Annotated in this window: 13 protein-coding genes, 3 tRNA genes and 3 rRNA genes; 8 read left to right on the top strand and 11 right to left on the bottom strand. The window is 37.3% G+C overall.

What is annotated here, in order from left to right:
- Positions 1–155: 155 nt before the first annotated feature.
- Together pckA and HQN62_RS00405 are read right to left on the bottom strand one after the other, a co-directional pair.
- A complete protein-coding gene (gene pckA, locus HQN62_RS00410) occupies positions 156–1757 on the bottom strand; it encodes a phosphoenolpyruvate carboxykinase (ATP) (protein ID WP_173502907.1) in 1602 nt (533 codons plus the stop codon).
- A 72-nt stretch (positions 1758–1829) separates the two neighbouring features.
- Positions 1830–2225: a DUF423 domain-containing protein gene (locus HQN62_RS00405; RefSeq protein ID WP_173502906.1), complete on the bottom strand. Its 396-nt coding sequence runs from the start codon at positions 2223–2225 to the stop codon at positions 1830–1832.
- Between the two features lie 322 nt (positions 2226–2547).
- On the opposite strand from HQN62_RS00405, the gene HQN62_RS00400 reads away from it, so the two are divergent.
- A complete protein-coding gene (locus HQN62_RS00400) occupies positions 2548–3918 on the top strand; it encodes a saccharopine dehydrogenase family protein (protein ID WP_116796934.1) in 1371 nt (456 codons plus the stop codon).
- Positions 3919–4004: 86 nt separating this feature from the next.
- Here the strand turns inward: HQN62_RS00400 and HQN62_RS00395 are convergent, their stop codons facing one another.
- The 5 genes from HQN62_RS00395 to HQN62_RS00375 form a co-directional block, all read right to left on the bottom strand.
- Positions 4005–5345: a M56 family metallopeptidase gene (locus tag HQN62_RS00395; protein ID WP_173502905.1), complete on the bottom strand. Its 1341-nt coding sequence runs from the start codon at positions 5343–5345 to the stop codon at positions 4005–4007.
- Positions 5342–5713, bottom strand: coding sequence for a BlaI/MecI/CopY family transcriptional regulator (locus HQN62_RS00390; protein ID WP_173502904.1), 372 nt, complete (start codon positions 5711–5713; stop codon positions 5342–5344). Before HQN62_RS00390 ends, HQN62_RS00395 begins: the two co-directional genes overlap by 4 nt.
- Before the next feature lie 4 nt (positions 5714–5717).
- The gene (locus tag HQN62_RS00385; protein ID WP_173502903.1) at positions 5718–6692 is read right to left on the bottom strand and encodes a DUF6624 domain-containing protein; all 975 of its coding nucleotides are present in this window, start codon (positions 6690–6692) and stop codon (positions 5718–5720) included.
- A gap of 36 nt (positions 6693–6728) precedes the next feature.
- Positions 6729–7151 carry a toxin-antitoxin system YwqK family antitoxin gene (locus HQN62_RS00380; protein ID WP_173502902.1) on the bottom strand — a complete coding sequence of 141 codons (423 nt, stop codon included), beginning with the start codon at positions 7149–7151 and terminating at the stop codon, positions 6729–6731.
- A gap of 308 nt (positions 7152–7459) precedes the next feature.
- Positions 7460–8848 (bottom strand): dipeptidase, encoded by a 1389-nt coding sequence (locus tag HQN62_RS00375; RefSeq protein WP_173502901.1) that lies wholly within the window; start codon positions 8846–8848, stop codon positions 7460–7462.
- 108 nt (positions 8849–8956) lie between these two features.
- On the opposite strand from HQN62_RS00375, the gene HQN62_RS00370 reads away from it, so the two are divergent.
- The 7 genes from HQN62_RS00370 to HQN62_RS00340 all read left to right on the top strand — a co-directional run bounded on the left by HQN62_RS00370 (position 8957) and on the right by HQN62_RS00340 (position 16056).
- Positions 8957–9041: transfer RNA gene (locus HQN62_RS00370), tRNA-Leu, on the top strand.
- A 1150-nt stretch (positions 9042–10191) separates the two neighbouring features.
- Positions 10192–11705, top strand: a 16S ribosomal RNA gene (locus HQN62_RS00365).
- 147 nt (positions 11706–11852) lie between these two features.
- Positions 11853–11926, top strand: a tRNA-Ile gene (locus HQN62_RS00360).
- A gap of 94 nt (positions 11927–12020) precedes the next feature.
- A tRNA-Ala gene (locus HQN62_RS00355) sits at positions 12021–12094 on the top strand.
- Between the two features lie 126 nt (positions 12095–12220).
- A 23S ribosomal RNA gene (locus HQN62_RS00350) occupies positions 12221–15106 on the top strand.
- A 177-nt stretch (positions 15107–15283) separates the two neighbouring features.
- Positions 15284–15393, top strand: a 5S ribosomal RNA gene (gene rrf, locus HQN62_RS00345).
- The 16S, 23S and 5S rRNA genes sit together here with 2 tRNA genes alongside, the layout of an rRNA operon.
- Positions 15394–15651: 258 nt before the next feature.
- Entirely contained in the window at positions 15652–16056 is a 405-nt protein-coding gene (locus tag HQN62_RS00340; protein ID WP_173502900.1) for a T9SS type A sorting domain-containing protein, read from the top strand.
- A gap of 396 nt (positions 16057–16452) precedes the next feature.
- On the opposite strand, the gene HQN62_RS00335 is transcribed toward HQN62_RS00340, so the two are convergent.
- From HQN62_RS00335 to HQN62_RS00320, 4 genes are all read right to left on the bottom strand, one after another.
- Complete coding sequence (locus HQN62_RS00335; protein WP_173502899.1) at positions 16453–19344, bottom strand: alpha-amylase family glycosyl hydrolase; 2892 nt, start codon at positions 19342–19344, stop codon at positions 16453–16455.
- Positions 19345–19548: 204 nt separating this feature from the next.
- The gene (locus tag HQN62_RS00330) at positions 19549–20619 is read right to left on the bottom strand and encodes a SusE domain-containing protein (RefSeq protein WP_116796938.1); all 1071 of its coding nucleotides are present in this window, start codon (positions 20617–20619) and stop codon (positions 19549–19551) included.
- Between the two features lie 24 nt (positions 20620–20643).
- Positions 20644–22230, bottom strand: a complete 1587-nt coding sequence (locus tag HQN62_RS00325; RefSeq protein ID WP_173502898.1) for a RagB/SusD family nutrient uptake outer membrane protein — start codon at positions 22228–22230, stop codon at positions 20644–20646.
- A 16-nt stretch (positions 22231–22246) separates the two neighbouring features.
- On the bottom strand, positions 22247–25210 hold the full coding sequence (locus tag HQN62_RS00320) for a SusC/RagA family TonB-linked outer membrane protein (RefSeq protein ID WP_116796940.1): 2964 nt from the start codon (positions 25208–25210) through the stop codon (positions 22247–22249).
- Between the last annotated feature and the right edge of the window lie 135 nt (positions 25211–25345).

Raw genomic sequence — 25345 nt, 5'->3', positions numbered from 1 at the left:
TAATTATTTGAATGACGGTACAAATTTAATACCAAATAAATTAATTATATCTTAAATTGTTGATTTGTTTTTTGTTAGGCTTTTTTCGCATAGTTCATATATAAAAAAAGGGCTGCTCGGTAAAGAACAGCCCTTTTAGTAAATTAAAAATTAACTTATGCAATTGGTGCTCCTGCCAAAATTTCGGCATTAGCGAATTCTTTGAATTTAGCAAAATTTTCTTCAAATTTATGAGCCAATTCAGAGGCTTTTGTATCGTATAATTGTTTGTCTTCCCAAGTGTTTCTTGGGTTTAGAATTTCGTTAGGAACATCTGGACAAGATTGTGGTATTGCAATTCCAAATACATCATGATTGATAAACTCAACAGTATCTAATTGTCCTTTTAAGGCGGCCGTAATCATGGCACGAGTGTATTTTAATTTCATTCGGCTTCCAGTTCCATAAGGCCCTCCTGTCCATCCGGTGTTGATTAGCCAAACTTTTACATTGGCATCTTTCATTTTTTTGCTCAACATTTCTGCGTATTTTGTTGGGTGCAATGGCATGAAAGGCGCTCCAAAACAAGCTGAAAAGTTAGGTTGTGGTTCTGTAACACCTGCTTCTGTCCCGGCCACTTTTGCAGTATAGCCAGAAATAAAGTGATATGCGGCCTGCCCAGCCGTTAGTTTGGATATAGGAGGCAAAATCCCATAAGCATCGGCAGTTAAGAAAAATATGTTTTTTGGGTTTTTACCAATAGAACCAGGTTGAATGTTATCGATATGGTCAATTGGGTAGCTTACTCTTGTATTTTGAGTGATAGAAACATCTTCAAAATCAACTTCATTAGTTCCTGATTTGAAAACCACATTTTCAAGAATAGCTCCTTTTTTTATTGCTCTAAAGATGTCTGGTTCATTCTCCTCAGTAAGATTGATTACTTTGGCATAACATCCACCCTCAAAATTGAAAACGGTATTTTCGTTTGTCCATCCGTGTTCATCATCACCGATTAGTTTTCTGTCAGGATCTGCAGATAAAGTTGTTTTTCCTGTTCCAGACAAACCAAAGAATATGGCCGTGTCTCCGTCTTCTCCAACATTAGCGCTACAGTGCATAGGCAATGTGTTTTTGAAAACAGGTAGAATAAAGTTCAATGCAGAGAATATTCCTTTTTTCATCTCTCCGGTATATCCAGTACCACCAATCAACGCAATCTTTTTTGTAAAATCTAAGATTGCAAAATTCCCTTGGCGTGTTCCATCGATGGCTGGATCTGCGATGAATCCAGGAGCGCAAATAACTGTCCATTCCGGAGTGAAATTTTCTAGTTCTTGATTAGTAAGTCTTAGAAACATGTTGTGGCAAAATAAATTGGACCAAGCGGTTTCGGTTACAACACGAACATTTAATCTATAATTGGTATCGGCACAAACGTAAGAGTCCCTAACAAAAATTTCTTTGTTCGATAAATAAGCTGTTACTTTTTTGTACAGAGCATCAAAAGCAATTGGTTCAAATGGGATGTTTACTTTTCCCCACCATACTTTGTCCTCAGTAATACTATCTTTTACAATGAAACGATCCTGTGGAGAACGTCCTGTAAACTCTCCGGTATTTATTGCTAATGCTCCAGTAGAATTTTCAACTCCCTGTCCAGATTGTATGGTAATATCGTGTAACTCGTTAGGGGTTAGTTGATACTGAATTTTGGCATTTTCAATTCCCAGTTCTTTTAACGAAATCGATTTCGTAAACAAAGCGTAGTTGTCCATAAAAAATAAATTTTTTTGAGTGTTGTTTATTTCACCGCAAAAGTATAATTTTTTTTAGAACCACATTATATTTTATTTTTCTTTTTTTATTGGTTTTATTAAGTCAAAAAACAGAAGGAACCATGCAGAAATAAGAAATATCCCCCCAATTGGAGTAACGAAGCCAAATATTTTGAAATCAATAGGCATCAAAGAATTGGTAGCCAAAAGGTAAATGGAGCCAGAAAAAAGTACAACTCCAAAAACGGTCAAATTATAGATTGTTTTTTTTGATTTTTGACGAATTATTGTTGTTGTTCCAATAAACAATAAAAACAAAGCATGGTACATTTGATACCGTACACCCGTTTCAAAAGTAGTAAGTTGTTCAATAGTGAGTACTTTTTTTAGGGCATGTGCACCAAAAGCACCTAAAATTATGGCAATCATTCCAAAAATGGCTGAAGTTGTAATTATTTTTTTATCCATTATTTTTTGTTTTATAAAAGGCAAAAGTATTTCTAATATTTTTAAACTGAAAGTATTTTATAAGCGATGATAAAAGTAGTTTTTTAGTAATTCAAAACATAGATAATTGAATTTTTTTCAGCATTTTTAAAATGAAAAATGGATTTAAATTATAAATGTTTTTTTAAAATCATTTGTTATGAATACAACAATATTGTATGTTTGTGTTATATTTTTAGAATCAATCAGAATCTAATCGGTTTTAAATAAGGATAAATATATCCTGTTTAACAAGAAGAAGATATTGAAATGTATAATGTTACGTTTTTTAAATAAATAACTCATGAGAACAATTCTTATTATTGGGGCAGGAAGATCTGCTTCTTCGTTGATACAATACCTTTTGAATAAATCGGTATCCGAAGAATTGCATCTTATTATAGGTGATTTGTCTTTGGATTTAGCTAAGAAAAAGACAAATAATCATCCGAATGCGACTCCTATTGCTTTAGATATATTTGATGAAAATCAAAGAAAAAATGCAATTCAGAAAGCAGACATTGTAATATCTATGTTGCCGGCTCACCTTCATATAGAAGTGGCAAGGGATTGTGTCGTTTATAAAAAACATCTTGTGACGGCTTCCTATATAAGCGATGCGATGCAAGAATTGGATGAGGCTGCCAAAGCAAGCAATCTAATTTTCATGAATGAAATTGGACTTGATCCCGGAATAGACCACATGAGTGCCATGAAAGTGATTGATGAGATTAGGGAACAAGGAGGGAAAATGCTTTTGTTTGAATCCTTTTGTGGAGGTCTTGTAGCTCCAGAATCAGACAATAATTTATGGAATTATAAATTTACTTGGGCACCAAGGAATGTTGTTCTTGCTGGACAAGGAGGAGCTGCCAAGTTTATTCAGGAAGGTGCTTATAAATATATCCCTTATGTAAATTTGTTTCGCAGAACCGAATTTTTAGAAGTAGAGGGTTACGGTAAATTTGAAGCCTATTCGAACAGGGACTCCTTAAAATACAGAAGTGTTTATGGTCTTGATGATGTGCTTACCTTATATAGAGGTACGATTCGAAGAGTAGGTTTTTCTAAAGCTTGGAATATGTTTGTGCAATTGGGTATGACGGACGACAGTTATATTATGGAAAATTCTGAGAACATGAGTTATCGTCAATTTGTGAATTCGTTTCTTCCTTATCACCCAACCGATTCAGTAGAAATTAAAATGCGTTTGATTCTAAAAATTGACCAAGATGATATCATGTGGGATAAATTGTTGGAATTGGATTTGTTCAATCGCAATAAAAAAGTAGGTTTAAAAAATGCTACACCAGCACAAATTCTTGAAAAAATACTAACTGATAGTTGGACTTTAGAGCCCCATGATAAAGATATGATTGTGATGTATCACAAATTTGGATATGTCCTCAATGGTGAAGAAAAACAAATAGACTCCAAAATGGTTTGTATTGGTGAAGATCAAACCTATACCGCAATGGCCAAAACAGTTGGATTACCAGTTGCAATGGCGACTTTGTTAATCTTGAATGGTAAAATTACAACTCCAGGAGTACAGCTTCCAATCCGTAAAGAAGTGTATTTGCCTATTTTGAAAGAGCTGGAAGAATACGGAGTTGTTTTTAATGAACAGGAGATGCCTTATATAGGTTACAATCCGGATAAAGTTTTTAGTTAATTTTTTTTTAGATTTTTTTATTTTTTTAGATTTTTTTTTTAGACCAATCCGCTTCGTAAGAAGCGGATTTTTTAATACCTTAAGAACTATTTTGAAGGTTCTATTTGGACAGGTAAGCTATATTTTACTCTTACGGCTTCGTTCTTTTCTTTTCCGGGAATCCATTTTGGGGATAGTTTTAATACCCGAATGACTTCATCGGCAGTTCCAAAACCAAGATCTTTTAGGATTACAAATTCAGAGAGACCACCATCTTTTTCGACCATGAAAGTTAAAACGACTTTTCCGCTGCCTTTTAATTCGCTGGGAACTTTAAAATTGTTTCCGATAAATTTGTAAAATGCAAGAATACCTCCTGGAAATTCTGGCTGAGTTATCTCTGTTATGGGATGTTCTTCAGAAGTAATGGAATCTGTAGTTGGCTTTTTCGATACAATATTATTTGCTACAATAGAAGTGTTTGACGTATTTACTTTTTGAAGAGATTCTTTTTTATTTGGAAGGGTCTCTTTTTTAATTTGATTTTTAGAAAGACTACTTTTCTTTTGAATTAAATGTGATGATGATTCTTCCATAGCCACAGTTTTAATTGAGATGCAATAAAAAAGAACAACAAAAACTGGAATTAAAGTGATTTGTTTTAGAATAGCTTTGGTTTGTGTTGTGTTTTTTGTCATCATAAGAAGTCTTTTTTTGGTCACTAAAAAGTTCAAGTTGCTTACTAAATACAGAGGCAGGCTTACATTTGCTTTGGATATAAGTAAAGATTGATAGAACGGAATGTTTTCATAAGAACGTATTACGAATTCATCAGCTAGGAATTCATGGTTGAGTTGAATGGCTTTTTTATAAAAAATGAAAATCGGGTTAAACCAAAATATTGTTTTCAAAAATTCGATCAATAGAATATCCAAAGTGTGAATTTGTCTTACATGTGTAAGTTCATGGGCATATAATTCGGCTTCGATGTTTCTGTTATAATAATCAGTTTCATTGATGAAAATATAATTAAGAAAAGTATATGGAAGTGTTTTTTCTGGTATTAAAACGAGTTTGGCATTATGATAATCTAGCTTTGTATTCGCTTTTATTTTGGAAGTGATTTTTAGAAGATTTCTAATGAATCGAATACACCAAAACGCTGCAATTATTCCGTAAATTATCCAAAACAAATGAGCGGAATGATTTGTTTCTTTTATTATTTGAGAGCTTCCTTGTGAAAACAAAATGATTGTTGGATTTTCCACAGCCTTTATTATTTCAGTTGCTATTTCAATTGTAATGAATGGAATTGCAAATGAAAAAATAAGACTGAACAACAAGTAAAACCTATTGAATTGGTTCATTTTTTCTTTTTCTAATACCAAATGGTAAAAGATTAAAAGAGCCAATAGGCTGATGGAAGATTTGAATAAAAAGTCAATCATTTTTTCTTTTTTTGGATTTCACTTTCTATTATTTTTTTGAGTTCTTCCAGTTCTGATGCGGATAAATTGGTTTCGGTAGTAAAGAAAGAAGCAAATTGCGAAGCTGAATTGTTGAAGAAATTGCTAATCAAACCGTTTACGTGTTTCGAGAAATAATCCGTTTTTTTTACCAATGGATAATATTGGCGTGAGTTTCCAAATTCGTTGTAAGCAACGAATTTTTTATCAATCATTCTCTTTAGCAAAGTGGCAACTGTTGTTGTGGCTGGTTTTGGCTTTGGATATGCTTCGAGTAAGTCTTTCATAAAGGCTTTTTCAAGCTTCCAGAGGTGTTCCATTAATTGTTCTTCGGAGTTGGATAGTTGCATGTTTTTAATTTTTAATTTTTTCTTTAATTTCAAGCAATGGCAGATCTTTTTTATATTGCTCTACATCCCATTTTATTTGCCATTCACTTACATAATCGGCTAATGGCTGCAGTCCAACTTTGGCTCTTCGTTCATCAACATTGTCTGGATCTTCAAGGCAGGATACGTAATACAATTTCGTTTCATTGTCTCTCCCAATTTGGCTTCCGTAGATTTGTTTTTTACCTTGTCTCAAGGCAACTCTGTCTTCCAATAATGCTAAACTAGCACCATTTGCACTACCTTTGTTTACTGCTTCTCGCATCATAGGGAGATATTTTTGCTGTGTTTGTAAATCGCCATGTTGAATCACAAGAAAGAGTGTTTTGTTTGCCGTTTCACCTACTACATCTTTACCTACCCAGCCTTTGGTATCTAAAATTTTAGTGACTTTAATTAAATTTAAACTGTCTTTAGAATTCATTATTTTTCCGATACTGTCTATTTTTTTTCTATCGGGAGTGGGTTTGTCGTAAACTGACATAAATTTCATTCTCATTCCCTGATCTTCCTCATAAATAGAAAGTAACTCTTTTTGTAGCGGCTTGTCGTAATTAACTTCAATGATTTCAATTTTTTTCTCGAGTTTTATAATTAACTTTTCCCATTGCTTCTTAGTGTGTAAAGTAGTCAAATCGCTATCTATTTTCAAATGGGTTATATTTGCATATCCGTTATCTACTGACAAGTTTAGCCACTCGAATGCTTTGTCAGTGTCATTTGCTAAAGCCGCTGCACAAGCACCATTGTATAAATGACTCTTATTTGTATGGTCTATTTTAAATGCTTCTGTGAAATAATCTCTTGCGATTATATATGTTTTTGCATTGTAACAGGAGTCTGCTTTTTTAATTAATGAGTTATATTCTTTTGGATTAGATTGACATATTGCCATTTGAACAATAAATAATAGGCTAAATTGCAGGATGCTTTTTCTCATTTTTTAATGAAATTCATTTTTAAATTGTAGGACAAGTTAGTTGTTTTTTGCTTCCGAAACAAATTCTCCGTTTTCATATTTCTTGGTAGAAATGAGTTTTCCATTTTCATCGTAATATCTCCAATCTCCATAATAAAACCAATGCATTTCAGGGCTTGCGATCAGTAGCTTAGTTTTGCCTTTGGATTGAATCGTTCCATTTGCATTATAATAGGTAATGATGCATTTGTTTTTTCTGTAAACTTCTTTTTTGTTTATTCTATCGTTGGTATAATAGTACCATTTTTTTACAGGATCACCATTTTTATATTTCCCAACCGATTTGTATTGTGTGCTGTCAATTGAATACTGCTCTATCCAAAGTCCGACTCTTTTCTTGTTTTCCTTTTGGTTTATTGGAGCCGTTTTGCATCCAATAAAAGTTAAGACAAGCAATAATGTGAAGAATAAGTGTCTCATAAATAGTTTTTGCTCTACTTAAATAGAAATAACTCTACAAATGTAGAATAAAATTTAATTCAGCAAAATTTATTGAATGTTTTTTTGCAGAAAATATTTAGTTCTTATGCAGGTTAATTCTAAAAACCAATGTTTTATGAAAACCAAAAGCCCTAGCCCAGATGGGAACGGCATCCTGTTGTCCCGGGGTTCGGGACAACAGATATAGTGGACAGCTGGAAATAGCTCCTGATTAAAAGCTTCGTTGTTTTGAAAAAAGGCATAAAAAAATCCGCTCAAGAACGGATTTAGTTATTTTGAATGAAATCTTATTTGCTTAATTCCACGAAATATTTGTAAAACAATGGAATGGTTTCAATCCCTTTCAGATAATTGAAAATCCCGAAATGTTCGTTAGGCGAGTGAATAGCATCGCTGTCAAGACCAAAACCCATAAGGATTGTTTTGCTTTTTAGTTCTTTTTCGAACAAGGCAACAATAGGAATGCTTCCTCCAGAACGAACTGGAATTGCAGGAACGCCAAAGGTTTCGGTGTAAGCCATATTGGCCGCTTTGTAACCGATGCTATCTATAGGGGTCACATAACCCTGACCGCCGTGGTGAGGAGTAACTTTTACCGTAACTCCAGACGGAGCAATGCTGATGAAGTGTTTGGTGAACAAGTCGGTGATGACTTCCCAATCTTGGTTTGGCACCAAACGCATTGAGATTTTGGCAAAAGCCTTACTAGCAATAACCGTTTTTGCGCCTTCTCCAGTATAGCCTCCCCAAATTCCGTTTACATCTAGTGTTGGTCGAATGGAGTTGCGTTCATTAGTTACATAGCCGCTTTCGCCATATATATCATTCAAGTTTAGCGCTTTTTTGTAATTGTCGAGATTAAAAGGAGCTTTGGCCATTTCCGCTCTTTCCTCTAATGATAATTCTTGAACATTGTCATAGAAACCTGGAATGGTAATATGATTGTTTTCGTCATGCAAGGAAGCAATCATTTTTGCCAAAACATTTATAGGATTGGCAACAGCACCTCCGTACAAACCAGAATGTAAATCACGGTTTGGTCCCGTAACTTCCACTTCTACATAACTCAAACCACGAAGACCAGTGGTGATAGAAGGTTGCTGATTGGAAATCATTCCGGTGTCCGAAATCAAAATCACATCATTTTTTAGTTTCTCGGTATTGTTTTCCACAAAGGTTTTTAGGTTGACGCTACCAACTTCTTCCTCACCTTCAATCATGAATTTTACGTTGCAAGGCAAAGTGTTGCTTTGAATCATATATTCAAAAGCTTTTACGTGCATGTACATTTGACCTTTGTCATCACAGGAACCTCTGGCAAAAATAGCACCTTCAGGGTGGATTTCAGTTTTCTTAATAACGGGTTCAAATGGAGGAGAAGTCCATAATTCTAATGGATCTGCAGGTTGAACATCGTAATGTCCGTAGACTAAAACGGTAGGTAATTTTGGGTCAATTGTTTTTTCTCCGTAAACGATAGGGTAACCTGCAGTTTCGCAAATTTCTACAAAATCGCATCCAGCTTTTACTAAACTTACTTTAACAGCTTCGGCAGTGTCAAGAACATCACGGGAAAAAGCAGTGTCTGCACTTACGGATGGAATTTTTAACAACTCGATTAACTCATTGACAAACCGATCTTTGTGTTTTGTAACGTATAATTTTATATCTTCCATTGAATCAAATTTTTTTGAGAATCAAAAATACAAAAAAGAGAATGAATATTTTTTTAAAAAAATCCTTTGAAAACTCGAAGATATGATTATCTTTGCACCCACAATTACGCGGATATGGTGAAATTGGTAGACATGCCAGACTTAGGATCTGGTGCCGCAAGGCGTGTAGGTTCGAGTCCTATTATCCGCACCAAAAGCCCAAACATATGTTTGGGCTTTTTTTATGCAAATTAGCGAGAGACTTATCTCGTTTTCTGAAAAGCTCCGTTGTTTTTGCTAAAGACTCTTCTCTCTAGAAGCTTTTTTGTTTTAATTCTTTTTTTAGTCAGTAAAATAGAACCTTGTAATTTAATAAAATTCATTCTAAAAGTTAGTCAGCTGATTTTGTGAATGGATATAGATTTTGGTTTTTGTGTTTTCGTGATTTTTTTGCATTTTTTTGTTACTTATATATAGGTGATGATTTTAGATCAATCTAATTAATTTATTTAAATATTCAGGAGCTTAATCCCGCTATCCGCTACAATCTTATAAGCCGAACCCCGGCTTATAAGGATTTTCGCTACTATCGGGGCTAGGGCCTGGGCTTTTCATGAGAAAAGAAGCAATAAAACCACACCTTATATATAGGATGGAAAAATCTGGAAACAAATTCGCAAAATCGCCCCTTTTACTCAAGTAAAATCATTTTGTCTATCTTCAATTTGGTATTAAAAAACTAATCAAAGCCCGAGAATGTTGGTAAAACCTCAAAAAGAGGGTAAAAGGAAGGTGTAGAAATGTCAAAACCTCAAAAAAGCCATTTCATAAATACCAACATACCAGCGGATTAAAAAATATTTTGAAAAAAGGTCAAAAAAGCCATTGTTTAAACGAATAAACTAGCTACTTTTGCACCCGCAACAACGAGTACGTTCTTAGAAATCCTGACAAGCCTGAAGAAATCGAAACGAAAATTTATTTTCAAAAAAGATTTAAAAAAGCTTGTGAGATTCGAAAACGTAAGCTATTTTTGCACCCCGCAAAACGCGTAACGTTCCTTGAAAGATTGACAAGAAAAAGAGAAGAAAACGAAAAATAAATTTTTCAAAAAAACTTCAAAATTTACTTGCCAGTTAAAAAAGAATAACTACTTTTGCACCCGCTTCGAGAGACACACAATGTGAGTTAAACGAGACGAAAAGAACAAGAAGAACACGTTCCTAGACATATTGAATTGACAGCCGTTTTAAGAGAGATCTTAAAACAAAAAGAATAAGAGTAATAGAATCGGAAGATTTGAATAAAGAACCACTAGAACTTCAGTCAAACATTAATAGCTTAAGCAATTAAGCAAACAATATACGATGAAGAGTTTGATCCTGGCTCAGGATGAACGCTAGCGGCAGGCTTAACACATGCAAGTCGAGGGGTATAGTTCTTCGGAATTAGAGACCGGCGCACGGGTGCGTAACGCGTATGCAATCTACCTTTTACAGAGGGATAGCCCAGAGAAATTTGGATTAATACCTCATAGTATGTGAGAATGGCATCATTTTCACATTAAAGTCACAACGGTAAAAGATGAGCATGCGTCCCATTAGCTAGTTGGTAAGGTAACGGCTTACCAAGGCTACGATGGGTAGGGGTCCTGAGAGGGAGATCCCCCACACTGGTACTGAGACACGGACCAGACTCCTACGGGAGGCAGCAGTGAGGAATATTGGACAATGGGCGCAAGCCTGATCCAGCCATGCCGCGTGCAGGATGACGGTCCTATGGATTGTAAACTGCTTTTGTACGAGAAGAAACACTCCTTCGTGAAGGAGCTTGACGGTATCGTAAGAATAAGGATCGGCTAACTCCGTGCCAGCAGCCGCGGTAATACGGAGGATCCAAGCGTTATCCGGAATCATTGGGTTTAAAGGGTCCGTAGGCGGTTTGGTAAGTCAGTGGTGAAAGCCCATCGCTCAACGGTGGAACGGCCATTGATACTGCCAGACTTGAATTATTAGGAAGTAACTAGAATATGTAGTGTAGCGGTGAAATGCTTAGAGATTACATGGAATACCAATTGCGAAGGCAGGTTACTACTAATGGATTGACGCTGATGGACGAAAGCGTGGGTAGCGAACAGGATTAGATACCCTGGTAGTCCACGCCGTAAACGATGGATACTAGCTGTTGGGAGCGATCTCAGTGGCTAAGCGAAAGTGATAAGTATCCCACCTGGGGAGTACGTTCGCAAGAATGAAACTCAAAGGAATTGACGGGGGCCCGCACAAGCGGTGGAGCATGTGGTTTAATTCGATGATACGCGAGGAACCTTACCAAGGCTTAAATGTAGATTGACCGGTTTGGAAACAGATCTTTCGCAAGACAATTTACAAGGTGCTGCATGGTTGTCGTCAGCTCGTGCCGTGAGGTGTCAGGTTAAGTCCTATAACGAGCGCAACCCCTGTTGTTAGTTGCCAGCGAGTCATGTCGGGAACTCTAACGAGACTGCCAGTGCAAACTGTGAGGAAGGTGGGGATGACGTCAAATCATCACGGCCCTTACGCCTTGGGCTACACACGTGCTACAATGGCCGGTACAGAGAGCAGCCACTGGGTGACCAGGAGCGAATCTACAAAACCGGTCACAGTTCGGATCGGAGTCTGCAACTCGACTCCGTGAAGCTGGAATCGCTAGTAATCGGATATCAGCCATGATCCGGTGAATACGTTCCCGGGCCTTGTACACACCGCCCGTCAAGCCATGGAAGCTGGGGGTGCCTGAAGTCGGTGACCGCAAGGAGCTGCCTAGGGTAAAACTGGTAACTAGGGCTAAGTCGTAACAAGGTAGCCGTACCGGAAGGTGCGGCTGGAACACCTCCTTTCTAGAGCCTTAGTGTTAGTAGCAATACACGCTGAGGAAAGAAGACGAAAAGAACTATTGGTTACAAAAACAAAGATTATATTACTCTTGCTGTTAATTTAAAAAACATGCGTAAAATTAAAAAAAGCGCAAAAATAAGAATGAAGAGTGTCTCGTAGCTCAGCTGGTTAGAGTACTACACTGATAATGTAGGGGTCGACAGTTCGAGTCTGTCCGAGACAACTATTTTCACCTTTAAAAAAAAGGAAATTCTAGAGTTGAGAAGTTAAGAGTTAGACTAATAACTAATTACTAACAACTAATAACTCAAAAAATTGGGGGATTAGCTCAGCTGGCTAGAGCGCCTGCCTTGCACGCAGGAGGTCAACGGTTCGACTCCGTTATTCTCCACAGATCCGAAAGGATAAAAGTTCATTGACATATTGAGATAAGAAATAATAAAAAGTAGAAAGCAGTTTTTTCTAATTTATTAGAGAAAACGAAAAAAAACGGTCGTAATTGATTTTACGATTGGTACAATAAGCAAAATAAGGGCGTATGGGGGATGCCTTGGCTCTCAGAGGCGATGAAAGGCGTGATAAGCTGCGAAAAGTTACGGGGATTGGCACACACGATATGATCCGTAAATACCTGAATGGGGCAACCCACTATGTTGAAGACATAGTACACCGATAGGTGGGCAAACCCGCTGAACTGAAACATCTAAGTAGGCGGAGGAGAAGAAAACAAAAGTGATTCCGTAAGTAGTGGCGAGCGAACGCGGATTAGCCCAAACCAATGTTGTTACGGCAATGTTGGGGTTGTAGGACCACGAGATTTAATGCGGATAGAATTAGAATCTACTGGAAAGTAGAGCCAAAGAAGGTGATAGCCCTGTATAAGTAATAGAAGATATTGATAGTGGTATCCTGAGTAGGGCGGGGCACGTGAAACCCTGTCTGAATTTGGCGGGACCATCCGCTAAGGCTAAATACTCCTGAGAGACCGATAGTGAACCAGTACCGTGAGGGAAAGGTGAAAAGAACCGTGAATAACGGAGTGAAATAGATCCTGAAACCATACGCTTACAAGCGGTCGGAGCCCTTTTGTGGGGTGACGGCGTGCCTTTTGCATAATGAGCCTACGAGTTAACGTTGCTGGCAAGGATAAGTGGTTAAGCCACGGATCCGTAGCGAAAGCGAGTCTGAATAGGGCGCTTTAGTCAGTAGTGTTAGACGCGAAACCGTGTGATCTACCCATGGGCAGGATGAAGCGCTGGTAACACAGTGTGGAGGTCCGAACCGGTTGACGTTGAAAAGTCTTCGGATGACCTGTGGGTAGGGGTGAAAGGCCAATCAAACTCGGAAATAGCTCGTACTCCCCGAAATGCATTTAGGTGCAGCGCACGGCGCAAAGTTATATAGAGGTAGAGCTACTGATTGGATGCGGGGGCTTCACCGCCTACCAATTCCTGACAAACTCCGAATGCTATATAATGTTTCCGTGCAGTGAGGGCTTGGGTGCTAAGGTCCAAGTCCGAGAGGGAAAGAACCCAGACCATCAGCTAAGGTCCCCAAATATATGTTAAGTTGAAAGAACGAGGTTTGTCTGCCCAGACAGCTAGGATGTTGGCTTGGAAGCAGCCATTCATTTAAAGAGTGCGTAACAGCTCACTAGTCGAGCGGACGAGCATGGATAATAATCGGGCATAAACATATTACCGAAGCTATGGATTTAGAGTTTACTCTAAGTGGTAGGGGAGCATTCTAACAGGGTTGAAGGTGTATCGTAAGGTATGCTGGACTGGTTAGAAAAGAAAATGTAGGCATAAGTAACGATAATGCGGGCGAGAAACCCGCACACCGAAAGACTAAGGTTTCCACAGCTATGCTAATCAGCTGTGGGTTAGTCGGGACCTAAGGCGAACCCGAAAGGGACAGTCGATGGACAACGGGTTAATATTCCCGTACTACTGATTACTGTGATGGGGTGACGGAGTGATGAAAGCGCCGCGAACTGACGGAATAGTTCGTTGAAGTACCTACCTATAAGCTGCGCAGGCAAATCCACGCGGCTTGGGGAAATACGATAGTACTCGGAGTCTTCGGACAAAGAGATAGTGCGCCTAAGGGCTTCCAAGAAAAACCTCTAAACTTCAGGTAATTAGTACCCGTACCGCAAACCGACACAGGTAGTCGAGGAGAGAATCCTAAGGTGCTCGAGAGATTCATGGCTAAGGAATTAGGCAAAATAGACCCGTAACTTCGGGAGAAGGGTCGCCTCTGAGTAATCAGAGGCCGCAGTGAAGAGGTCCAGGCGACTGTTTATCAAAAACACAGGGCTCTGCAAAATCGTAAGATGAAGTATAGGGCCTGACACCTGCCCGGTGCTGGAAGGTTAAGAGGAGATGTTATCTTCGGAGAAGCATTGAATTGAAGCCCCAGTAAACGGCGGCCGTAACTATAACGGTCCTAAGGTAGCGAAATTCCTTGTCGGGTAAGTTCCGACCTGCACGAATGGTGTAACGATCTGGACACTGTCTCAGCCATGAGCTCGGTGAAATTGTAGTAACGGTGAAGATGCCGTTTACCCGCAGTGGGACGAAAAGACCCTGTGCACCTTTACTATAGCTTAGTATTGACCTTGGATAAATGATGTGTAGGATAGGTTGGAGACTGTGAAGTGGCGTCGCCAGGCGTTGTGGAGTCATTGTTGAAATACAACCCTTTGTTTATCTGAGGCCTAACCCCGAAATTCGGGGGACATTGCTTGGTGGGTAGTTTGACTGGGGTGGTCGCCTCCAAAAGAGTAACGGAGGCTTCTAAAGGTTCCCTCAGTACGCTTGGTAACCGTGCGTAGAGTGCAATGGCATAAGGGAGCTTGACTGAGAGACATACAGGTCGATCAGGTACGAAAGTAGAGCATAGTGATCCGGTGGTTCCGCATGGAAGGGCCATCGCTCAAAGGATAAAAGGTACGCCGGGGATAACAGGCTGATCTCCCCCAAGAGCTCATATCGACGGGGGGGTTTGGCACCTCGATGTCGGCTCGTCACATCCTGGGGCTGGAGAAGGTCCCAAGGGTTGGGCTGTTCGCCCATTAAAGTGGCACGCGAGCTGGGTTCAGAACGTCGTGAGACAGTTCGGTCTCTATCTACTGTGGGCGCAAGAAATTTGAGTGGATCTGATTCTAGTACGAGAGGACCGAATTGGACTAACCTCTAGTGTATCTGTTGTCCCGCCAGGGGCACCGCAGAGTAGCTACGTTGGGAAGGGATAAGCGCTGAAAGCATATAAGCGCGAAACCCACCACAAGATGAGATTTCTTTTAAGGGTCGTGGGAGATGACCACGTTGATAGGCTATAGATGTAAAGGCAGTAATGTCATAGTCGAGTAGTACTAATAACCCGTAAGCTTATGTACACCTTTTCCCCCGATGCAAGTCGGGGGGAGAAACTTTCTAATACTTTTTATATTCTTTATCTCAGTATGTTAAGATATTAGTTTTAATTATTAATGGTTAATGATTACCCGAGGCGAAAGCCGAACGGAGCGAAGCTAATTATTAATTAAAAAAGTTGTCCAAAGCAACTAACGACTTAAGGTGGTTATTGCGGCGGGGCTCACCTCTTCCCATCCCGAACAGAGTAGTTAAGCCCGCCTGCGCAGATGGTACTGCAGTTATGTGGGAGAGTATGTCGCTGCCTTTTTTTACAAAACCCTGTTTCGAAAGAAACGGGGTTTTTTGTTTTATAAAAGTTTTAGGTTTTTAGTGGATTTTATAAAAATAGCAATTTTAAAAACTATTCAAAATTACCCTAGATAGATACTAAATTGTCTTAATATGTAATATATCGTTTTCGTAATGTTAAAATAGCATTTGTATCGGAAAATGCAGTTGTGTTTTAAACAGAATTATGATACTACTTTAGCAATAGAAATTATTACTAATTTAAAACGACAGTATTATGAAAACGATTTTAAAACTTAGTCTGGTGGTATTGGTAGCGATGACTACGATGAGTAGCTATGCAATCGACGGTGATTTTTTACTTAACGTAAAAAAAGGAACCGGTAAAGAAATTAGTTTTTCGGTGAATGAGATTCAGAAAGCCAATGTAACAATCTACGATAAATCTCATAATGTAATCTACTCTGAAATAGCCACCGGCAAAGGAGGGATTATGAAAACGTATAGCCTTGAAGAGTTTCCTGACGGGGTTTATTTCCTGGAAGTGGAAACCAATCTGAAGAAAGTGACGCACGAGATTGTGATCAACAATGAGGTTTCTACACTATCGAGAAAATCAGTGGCCGAGGTGTACAAAGGGGATCTGAAAATGAAAAACCAAAATGTGGCCACGGTGAATTAATTGGGTTATTTTAAAAAAAGTGCTTACTTCGAAATCACAAAAAACAGCTCCTCTTTGGGGCTTTTTTTTTGTTTATAGGACAATACTAAATTTAATCATTAAATACTAAATACGGTTATGGAAACGTGATTGCATGAGGGATGGAAATGGCATCTCCCGATTTAGAAAAACAAGGCTTTTTGCCGTAGTTTTTGTTAATCGGGAATACAATGGACAGCCCGACCTTGTTGCCCAAAAATGTCATTATGAAATCAAAATGTTCTGCAACGAGGTCATGCCCAAATCACGATTATATTTTAATTAGTATTTTTTTTAAATTAAATTCAGAGCAAAAAAAAGCCACCAAATTTGATTTGATGGCTGATTTAAACTAAGTAATTTGAAATAATATTTAATTTATTGTTTGATGAACTTCATCACTTTTACTTGATTTTCTTCGTTGTAGACCTTAACAAAATACATTCCGCTATCTAGATCACTTACGCTATATTGATGGTCTTTGGATTGGCTTTTGTTGAAAGTTTTTACTAATTGACCTGTTACAGAATAAATCTGAACTTTCGGAGTAGTAGTATTTAATGTAAAATAACTAGAAGCTGGATTTGGATAAATATAGATGTCTTTTAAAATTTCAAAATCTGTAGTCGCCAAAGTGGTTGCTTTATTTCCGTAGATTCTAAATTCACCAGGTTGCAAAGAGATAGTAGCATTAGCATCGGTTACGGTATATGGAGTATTATCCATTAAATTGTACCATGATCCAGTATATTGGAAACCTGTAGCTACATTTTGAACGGTTACGTCAAAATTGGCAATAATAAGAACATCTTTAAGTGCTGTACTTGACAAAGCACTATTGGTAATTTTTATATTCGGCGTTAATGTTGTTCCTGACGCCATAGTTGCTGTTCCAGAAAATACGGCTTCGGTTGTCTTTAATCCAATCATCCTTGACCAATCATAATAAATTTTATTTCTTACGTTGTCGCCTAACCAATTATTAACCCATTGAGGTTGTGGTTTTTTGTCTAATTTACAATCTGAAGAGGTGGCATCAGAAGAAGTATTTACAGTTCCGTCATTGCAAGTATAAATTGAAGAATCCCATCCTAATTCACCAAAGTGCCATATCATTTTTGGGCCAGGTATTAATAAAGAAACAGCACCTATCGCAGACATTCTGGATAAAGCTACGTTAAGATTTTTGACATTATGAGAAGAATTCGCAGTATTTCCATATTGTAAATTTTTATACATTAGACGTTCTTCGTCATGACTTTCGGCATAGCCCATAACTCTATTCCCAAGAAAACCGCTATGGTTTGGTCCATACATTCTTGAAATATCGTTGCTGGAATTATAACCCATTGATAATTGGTTGTAATTGTTGTTCAAATTTCCCCACATCATTACTCCTTTGCTGATAGGATCTGTAATTCTATAATTTGCCCATTCCTTTTCTTCAGTATCGCTTCCTAAGTGTTCAAAAATAGTGTAGTGAGTTGGGTCTAATGACCAAGAATAATCGGCATATGCTTTTAGAATATCAACTCTGTCTTGTTGGTAACCATTAGTACAACTCTCGTCGCTAGCAGTACAGTTTTGCGTAAATCCTTTGGTTAAATCCCAACGGAAACCGTCAATTTTATATTCTTCGATCCATTGTTTAACAACTCTTTTTACATAGTTTTTTGTATAAGTTGAAGAATGGTTGAAATCTTCCCCTACACTATAAGTGTGCTTTGCAACGGTATTGAAATATGGGTTTTCGGCAGTTGGTGAACCATATCCATCGCCATCGGGATCATTCATCCACATACGTACCATTGGATTTCTTCCAAAAGCATGATTTAAGGCTACATCCAGAATTACTGCAATTCCGTTTTGATGACATAAGTCAATCAATTCTTTTAGTTTTGTAGAAGGGCCGTAAAATTTATCTAATGCCATGTGGAAAGATGTGTTATATCCCCAACTTTCGTTTCCTTCGAATTCCATTACTGGCAGCAGTTCAATAGCATTGATTTTTAAATTTTTAAAATAATCAATACGATTGATTAAATCTTGATAATTTCTGTTGGCATCAAAATCTCTTACTAACACTTCATATACAACCAATTTATCTTTTTCAGGTTTTACAAAATTTGTCGTAGCTGTACTCCAAGCATAAGGAGTTTGTCCTGTTTGTAATACTGTTACTTCTTTGTCTTGACCTGCAGGATAAACTGGCATATTAGGGTAAGTTGAGACAGGAATTCCTAGATCTTCATTAGGCGATAGCACTAAAGTTGAATAAGGATCGGCTGTTTTTACAAGTGCAGGTGAATTGGCAATTGGAGTAGTCTCTCCAACCCAATATTGATAAGTGTAATTTGTTCCTGATACTAATCCAGTCAATTCCAACCAAAATTTGGTAGAACCTGATGTTGCATCTTTTTTCATTGCATACAAATTGTCAGGCTGCCAGTTATTAAAACTTCCTGCCACATATACAAAATCTTTTAGAGGTGCATCAAGAACTAAGGTAGCCTTGGTAGCATCTGCTGAGTTGTAATTGATACCATCGACCAAACCTGCGGGAATAGTTTCAGAAACTGTATTTGGATTTATAACTACTGTAAATTTTTTGGTTATCGTAGTTGCACCTTGAGTTACTTCCAATTCATAGTTTTGATTGCTCGTAATATTGGTGTGTGTGAACGAATAACTTGAAGTACTCGCATTAGTATTGATACTAACTCCGTTTGATTTTAAATTATAACTCGCAACGCCATTAGTATTGGTCGCAGCAATCGAAAGACTTCCGCCAGAAGCTAAAATAGTGGTGCTGTTTTGGGCTGGTGATGTTAGGGTAACTTGAAAAGCACCAACTTCTGCAAACATATCTTGAGATTTTTTGTCTCCTGTTCCATTTTTTGCTTTAATCAAAAAACCAATTTTACCAATATTGGTAGTGTTATAATAAGTGGTTGGAACAAATGTCTTAGTATAAGTGTCGCTTCCTGCATTATAGGTAAATTTACTCGATTCATCTGAAGCTTCCCATGTACCATTAAGAGGAGTTCCATTATTTGTGGTGTCATCAAGCCCGAAAGCCCATGCCCATAAATAGAGTGCATTCCCTGTTACACCCCAAGTTGACTCATTAATACTGCTTCCATTTATGGTAATTGTAATAGAAGTTGTTTCCTCAAAGGAAGCTGGACTTATGGAATAAGTAGCTGTTTGTTGTTGTGCAAAACTACCCAACGACACAAAAAACAACAATAAAAGTATAATTTTTTTCATAGGTTTAATATAAGTCAGTTTATATTATTTAAAGGTAAGGTTATTAGATTATTAAAAGAAATAGTTTAAGTTTAAAGAGTTACGACAACGTTGTAGTGTTTAAAACTTTATTTTTTAAGGAGGATTTTCCGAAAAGGTTAATTTTATTGTAAAAAAAAGGGGCTATCTGCAACAGATAGCCCTTTTTTCAAATTTGCACTAAAATTAGTTTTTAGTAATAGTGTATTTGTAAACTCTTGGAACACTTAAGTCTAAAGTGATTGTGTAATTTCCAGCTTCTACAGCAATATTGTCACCATCGTATTGTAAATTAACACCGTTTGGAGCAGTTTTTAGTTTACCAAGGTTAAAAGTCCAAGCATTGTTAGCTCTAAATTTAAACTCAGCTGCAGTTAAGTTAGCAGTCACTGACCATAATTTTTTAGTTTTATCATAAGTCATTGCTGTACTGTTATCCCATCCTCCAGGAGTAGCACTTCCAACGATTCCCCATGCAGTAGCAGTAGCAGAATACGTTAATTTAGCAGGATCTGTGTCTGCTTTAAACAAATAGTAACCAGCTGTTGGCATATCAATGTCACCACCTTTTGGGTCTATAGTTCCAGCAGTAGCACCCATCCCGTAATCAACAGGTCCCCATGCAGGTTGTGCAGTCATTTTATATTTTCCTGGAGCTGCAAAATATACATATCCTTCAAAATCAGTTTTTCCGTAACCAGAAGACTCAAGTTGTGGTCCAGTAGATGGAGTCCAGTCAGATCCATATCCAGAAGCCGCTTGATAACTTCCAGGAACCCATAATTTTGGGCTTTCAGTAGTGTAAGGCGTTACAACAATAGCTGTAATAGTAGAAACGATAGAAGTAGAAGTACCAGTTGTAGCTACTACTCTTATATCAAAATCAGCTGCTTTAAAAGGAGTTGCTTTCAAGCTTAATGCAGCACCGTTCATTACTTCAACGGTAACAGCAACTTGATTTGCAGATACTACAGATCCTAATGTTTGTGCTTTAGAAAAATCTCCTCCTTTTACATCCATTTGAACTGCGTAAGTAACTTCAACATTTCCACCAAAATTGGCTGAATTCCAAGTAAAACGCTCTGCAGTAGCAGCAGCATTGGCAGGGGACAATACATAAATAGCACCTGCAGTAGGCGCAGTTAATACAGGAGCATCACCAGGAGTGATTACTGGTCTGTTTTCAACATCGTCTTGAGTACAAGAGAACGCTACTATAGCGAACAAAGCAATTATTATTTTAGTTATATTTTTCATTTTCGTTAATTTTAAATTAGTTTGTTAGTATCCAGGGTTTTGTTTTAAATTTTGGTTTGCCACAATAGCATCAGCAGGAATTGGGAAAACATCTCTGTAACTTTGTGTTGGAGATCCTGTTTTTACACCACCTTTCCAAGGCCAGATGTATGAACCACCAGTAAATTTTCCAAAACGAACTAAATCTGTTCTTCTTTGTCCTTCAAAGTGGAATTCTCGAGCTCTTTCGTCCAAAATAAAATCAAGTGTTAAATCTGTTTGATTGATTGTAGTAGTTTTTGCTCTTGTTCTTAAAGCATTAACATAGGTAGTAGCAGTAGCTAGATTTCCGGACCCCCTCACTGCACACTCAGCATACATTAAATACGCATCCGCTAAACGAAAAATAGGGAAGTCAATATCTACAAAATTTCCTGTAGCATCTGATCCTTGACTACCGTCTACTTTTACATTTCTGAATTTTTGAACCGCATAACCATCCGTAAAAGAGCTTATGTTGTTAATGTCTTTAGATTGTCCATCTGTCCAGAAAATACCTCTTGTGTCAGTATTTCCAGCCGGAAATTTATCGACAAAAGCAGAAGTAGTTCTGACTCCGCCCCAACCACCGTTGATTCCGAATTTCTTAGGATCCATTGATCCACCCACTGGTGCATGTGCTAAGAAAGTAGTTCCTCCATAAGTTTGTGTTCTAAGACCGTCAAAAGCAATCGCGAAAATAAATTCGTTTTGTGCGCCATTAGCGTCATTATCTGCATAAAACAATTGATTGTAATTGTTATGAATAGTATAAGGTGAAGCAATAACTTTGTTAATCAAAGGCAGCGCATCAGCATATTTATCAGTTCCAATATATACTTTAGCATTCATATATAGCTTTGCCTGTAACATCCAAGCGGCAGCTTGGTCCACACGATAAGCTTCATTTGTTTTAGGAGCTTTTAACTCAGGAGTAAGTGCAGTTAACTCAGAATCAATAAATGCATACAATTCAGCTCTAGTTGAATAGGCTGGGTAATAGAAGTCTGATGGTGAATCTTCGGTAACCAATGATCCTCCTCCAAAACAATCCACTAAATGCCAGTATGATAAAGCTCTTAGAAAACGTACTTCGGCTCTAAAATCTTTAACTTCCGCTTTTGTAGCAGCGTCTACTCCTCTTGCGTCTAATTTTGCATCAGATGTTTGTTTCAAAAATTCATTACAGTTTACAATTTGAAAAGAGATTCTGTAGAATGTAGATTTGATAAATGCATCTCTATCAGTCCATGTTTGAGAGTGGAAATCTTTGATTGATCCATCATTCCAACCTATAACAGCTTCGTCTGTTGTTAATTCTTGCATTAACCAAAGACCTCTAATGTATTGGCTTGCACCTTCATCACCAGACACGTCTGGTTTTCCTGCTGGACCTTGTTGACCAGTAGTTGCGAATCCGGCATATAGTTTTGCTAAACTTTGTTTATAAGAAGCGGGATTACTATAGAATTCTTCTCCAGGAATAGCATCTTGGCTTTCAGGAGATTGGTCTAATTCTCCTGTACATGATGATAAAAGACCTATCATCATTAACAAAGAAATACCCAATAATTTTATTTGTATCTTTTTCATTTTTCTTGTTATTATATTAGAAATTAACGTTTAAACCTAACGTAAAAGTGATTGGTCTTGGGTATAAATTATTATCTATACCTACTGTCTGTCCTGCAGCAAGAGGATTTGAAACCTCAGGATCCAATCCTTTATAGTCAGTAAGAACAAATACGTTTTGAGCTGCTACCGTTAATTGAACTAATGGTGCTTTTTCTTTTTGATTAAAAGTATATCCAAGGCTTAGGTTGTCTAATCTTACAAATGATGCATCTTGAACATAGTAGTCAGAATGTAATTGTTTGTCGTTTGAAACTGTAAAACCAGTGTATAATAAATCTTTGGTACCATTATTTAAATAATTACCATTTGTTGTAATAACATTAGCCTCAGTACCGTTGTTTGAATCTACGTTGTTGTAGTTGAAATTACCCCAACTTCCTCTAAAGTTCATAGCCAATAACCAATTTTTGTATGACAAACTTGTATTTGCGCCATAAAAAATATCTGCATTAGGTTTGTGAAAACGATATAAATCTTTGTCGTTAACAATTCCGTCTTTATTTCGGTCAATAAATACACCATCTAATGGTTTACCATCAGCTCCGTATGCTTGTTCAAATACTAAAAATGAATTTGGAGCATATCCTACTTGTAAGTTTTGAATAGTGTTACCTGTTCCACCTTGAATTCCACCAACATTAAGTCCTGGAGTGTCTGGTTGAGTAGTTGTTAACTTGGTAACCTCACTGTGTTGGAACGTAATGTTACCTCCAATGTTCCATTCCCAATTGTCATCTTTTACTGGAATGAAGTTCGCAGCAATTTCTAAACCGTTAGCTTTAACAGATCCAATGTTGTAATTGTCTTGATCTGAGAATCCAAAGAAAGCAGGATTGAATGTTTTCAATAATAAATCATTTGTTTCTTTTTGGTATACATCTACACTACCAGTGATTCTGTTTTTCAAGAAACCAAAATCAAGACCAGCGTTTATAGATTCTGTTTGTTCCCATTTCAAATTACTATTGTACGGCTGTGGTCTGTATGTATTATAGTAGTTTCCACCAAATGGGTATTGAGCAGTACTGTTAGATACTAAATACAATGGGATAGATGGGTAAAGTACTCCAATGTCTTGTTGTCCAGTAACCCCCCAGCTTAATCTTAATTTAAGGGATGATACACTTTCCACATCTTTCAAAAAGCCTTCGTCGTTAATTTTCCAAGCAAAAGCTACTGCTGGGAAACCAGCCCAACGATTGTCAGTAGTAAAACGGGAAGTACCGTCATATCTATATGAAGCAGTTAATAAATATTTATCTGCAAAAGTAAAATTACCTCTGGCAAAGAACGATTGTAAATTTAAATTTGTTGCTGTTACTGGAGTATTTACATTTTGATTACTTTCATAAGTATAATTGTTTTGAGTTCCATTATTGTAAAAGTTTTGGTAGTTGTAACCTGCAGTTACATCATAAGCTAAACTTGCAGCCTCAACTGAGCCTTTATAATTTAAGTACAAATCCATCAATTTATTGAAATTAGTACTCGTATTTCTGTAGGTGTTATTGAATCCTGAACCATTCAAGCCATTTTTATAATCAGCATTTGTATTACCATAAGAAGCTCCACTGTTTTGATCGTAACCAAAGTTTGCAGTAGCTTTTAAATCTGGTAAGAAATGCATTTTATAGTCAAATTGAATATTTCCAATACTTCTGAAAGAGTTCCCTAAATTGTTTTGTTGATTAATCAACGATAAAGGGTTTGTACTGGAGTTAGGTGTAATTTTATCTGGCGCATCATACCATTGGAAATATGTTCCATCAGCATTTTTAACAACTTGAGTAGGATCATAAACTACAGCAGCTCCAACAGCTCCACGATTACTGTAGTTGTTAACCATAGAAGAAGTATTGTTGTTCAATTCCACTCTTAAGTGTTTGTCAAAAAAGTTGCCAACCAAAGCAGCTTGAAATGTTGTTCTTTGTAAATTGTCACGAAGTAAAATACCTTGTAAGTTAGCATAACCAACAGAAGCTCTATAAGTAAGATTATCAACACCACCACTAAAAGCAATATTGTTATCTGTTCCGTAAGCCGTTCTGTAAATTTCTTTTTGCCAATCTGTAGAAGCAGTACCTAATAAACCTACTTTAGAAGCGTCACCATTAGCATTAACAAAAGTTCTGTATTCATCAGCAGATAAAACATCTACTTGATTAGTTACTTGAGAAACTTGGAAATTCCCATTATAAGTTACTTTAAGATCCCCAGTTTTTCCTTTTTTGGTAGTAATAATTACAACACCATTAGAAGCACGAGATCCATAAATTGCAGTAGCAGAAGCATCTTTCAAAACGGTAATAGACTCAATATTGTTTTGATTGATGGTAGATAATGGGTTTCTACCTCCATTTATTCCTCCAGATTGTACTGCTACTCCGTCAATAACATATAACGGGTCATTATTTGCAGTCAAAGATGAACCTTGACGAATTCTGATTACCGCAGACTCACCTGGAGATCCTCCGGCAGCGATAACTTGCATACCAGCTACTCTACCAGTAATCATGGCATCGGCAGAAGTTACAGGTCCTTTGTTGAAGTCTTTAGTAGTTAAAGCAGTAACGTTTCCTGTAGCATCTTTTTTCTTAACAGAACCGTATCCTACTTGTACAACAACCTCTTTTAATTGATTAGAATCTTCTTGAAGTTTAATTGTTAATGAGGTTTGAGATCCAACAACAACAGTCCTAGTAGAGTACCCCATATAAGAGATGCTTAGCACATCTGTGGGTTTTACATTGGTCAATTGAAATTTACCGTCAAAACCTGTTGAAGCGCCTGTGGCACTTCCTTCTATTCTTACATTCACTCCTGGAATGGGTAGACCTGATACATTATCAACCACCGTTCCTTCAACTTTGTTCTGGGCCATTGCACAAAACGGAAGTAGGAGTAATAAAAATAACAACTTTCTATAAATTGTTTTCATACTTTTTGTTTAAATTAATTGTTTTTTTGGTTAAGTTTTGTTTAAGTTTTTTTACTTCGAATTTCAAAATTAAGAATTAATTAACACGCTCGACATGACAGAAATCAGACGGCGTTACGAAAACGTGATAGTGTT

The organism is Flavobacterium sp. M31R6 (genome assembly GCF_013284035.1).
GTDB lineage: Bacteria > Bacteroidota > Bacteroidia > Flavobacteriales > Flavobacteriaceae > Flavobacterium.
The sequence above is the reverse complement of the archived record's forward strand: the minus strand, read 5'-3'. Positions and strand labels throughout refer to the sequence as shown.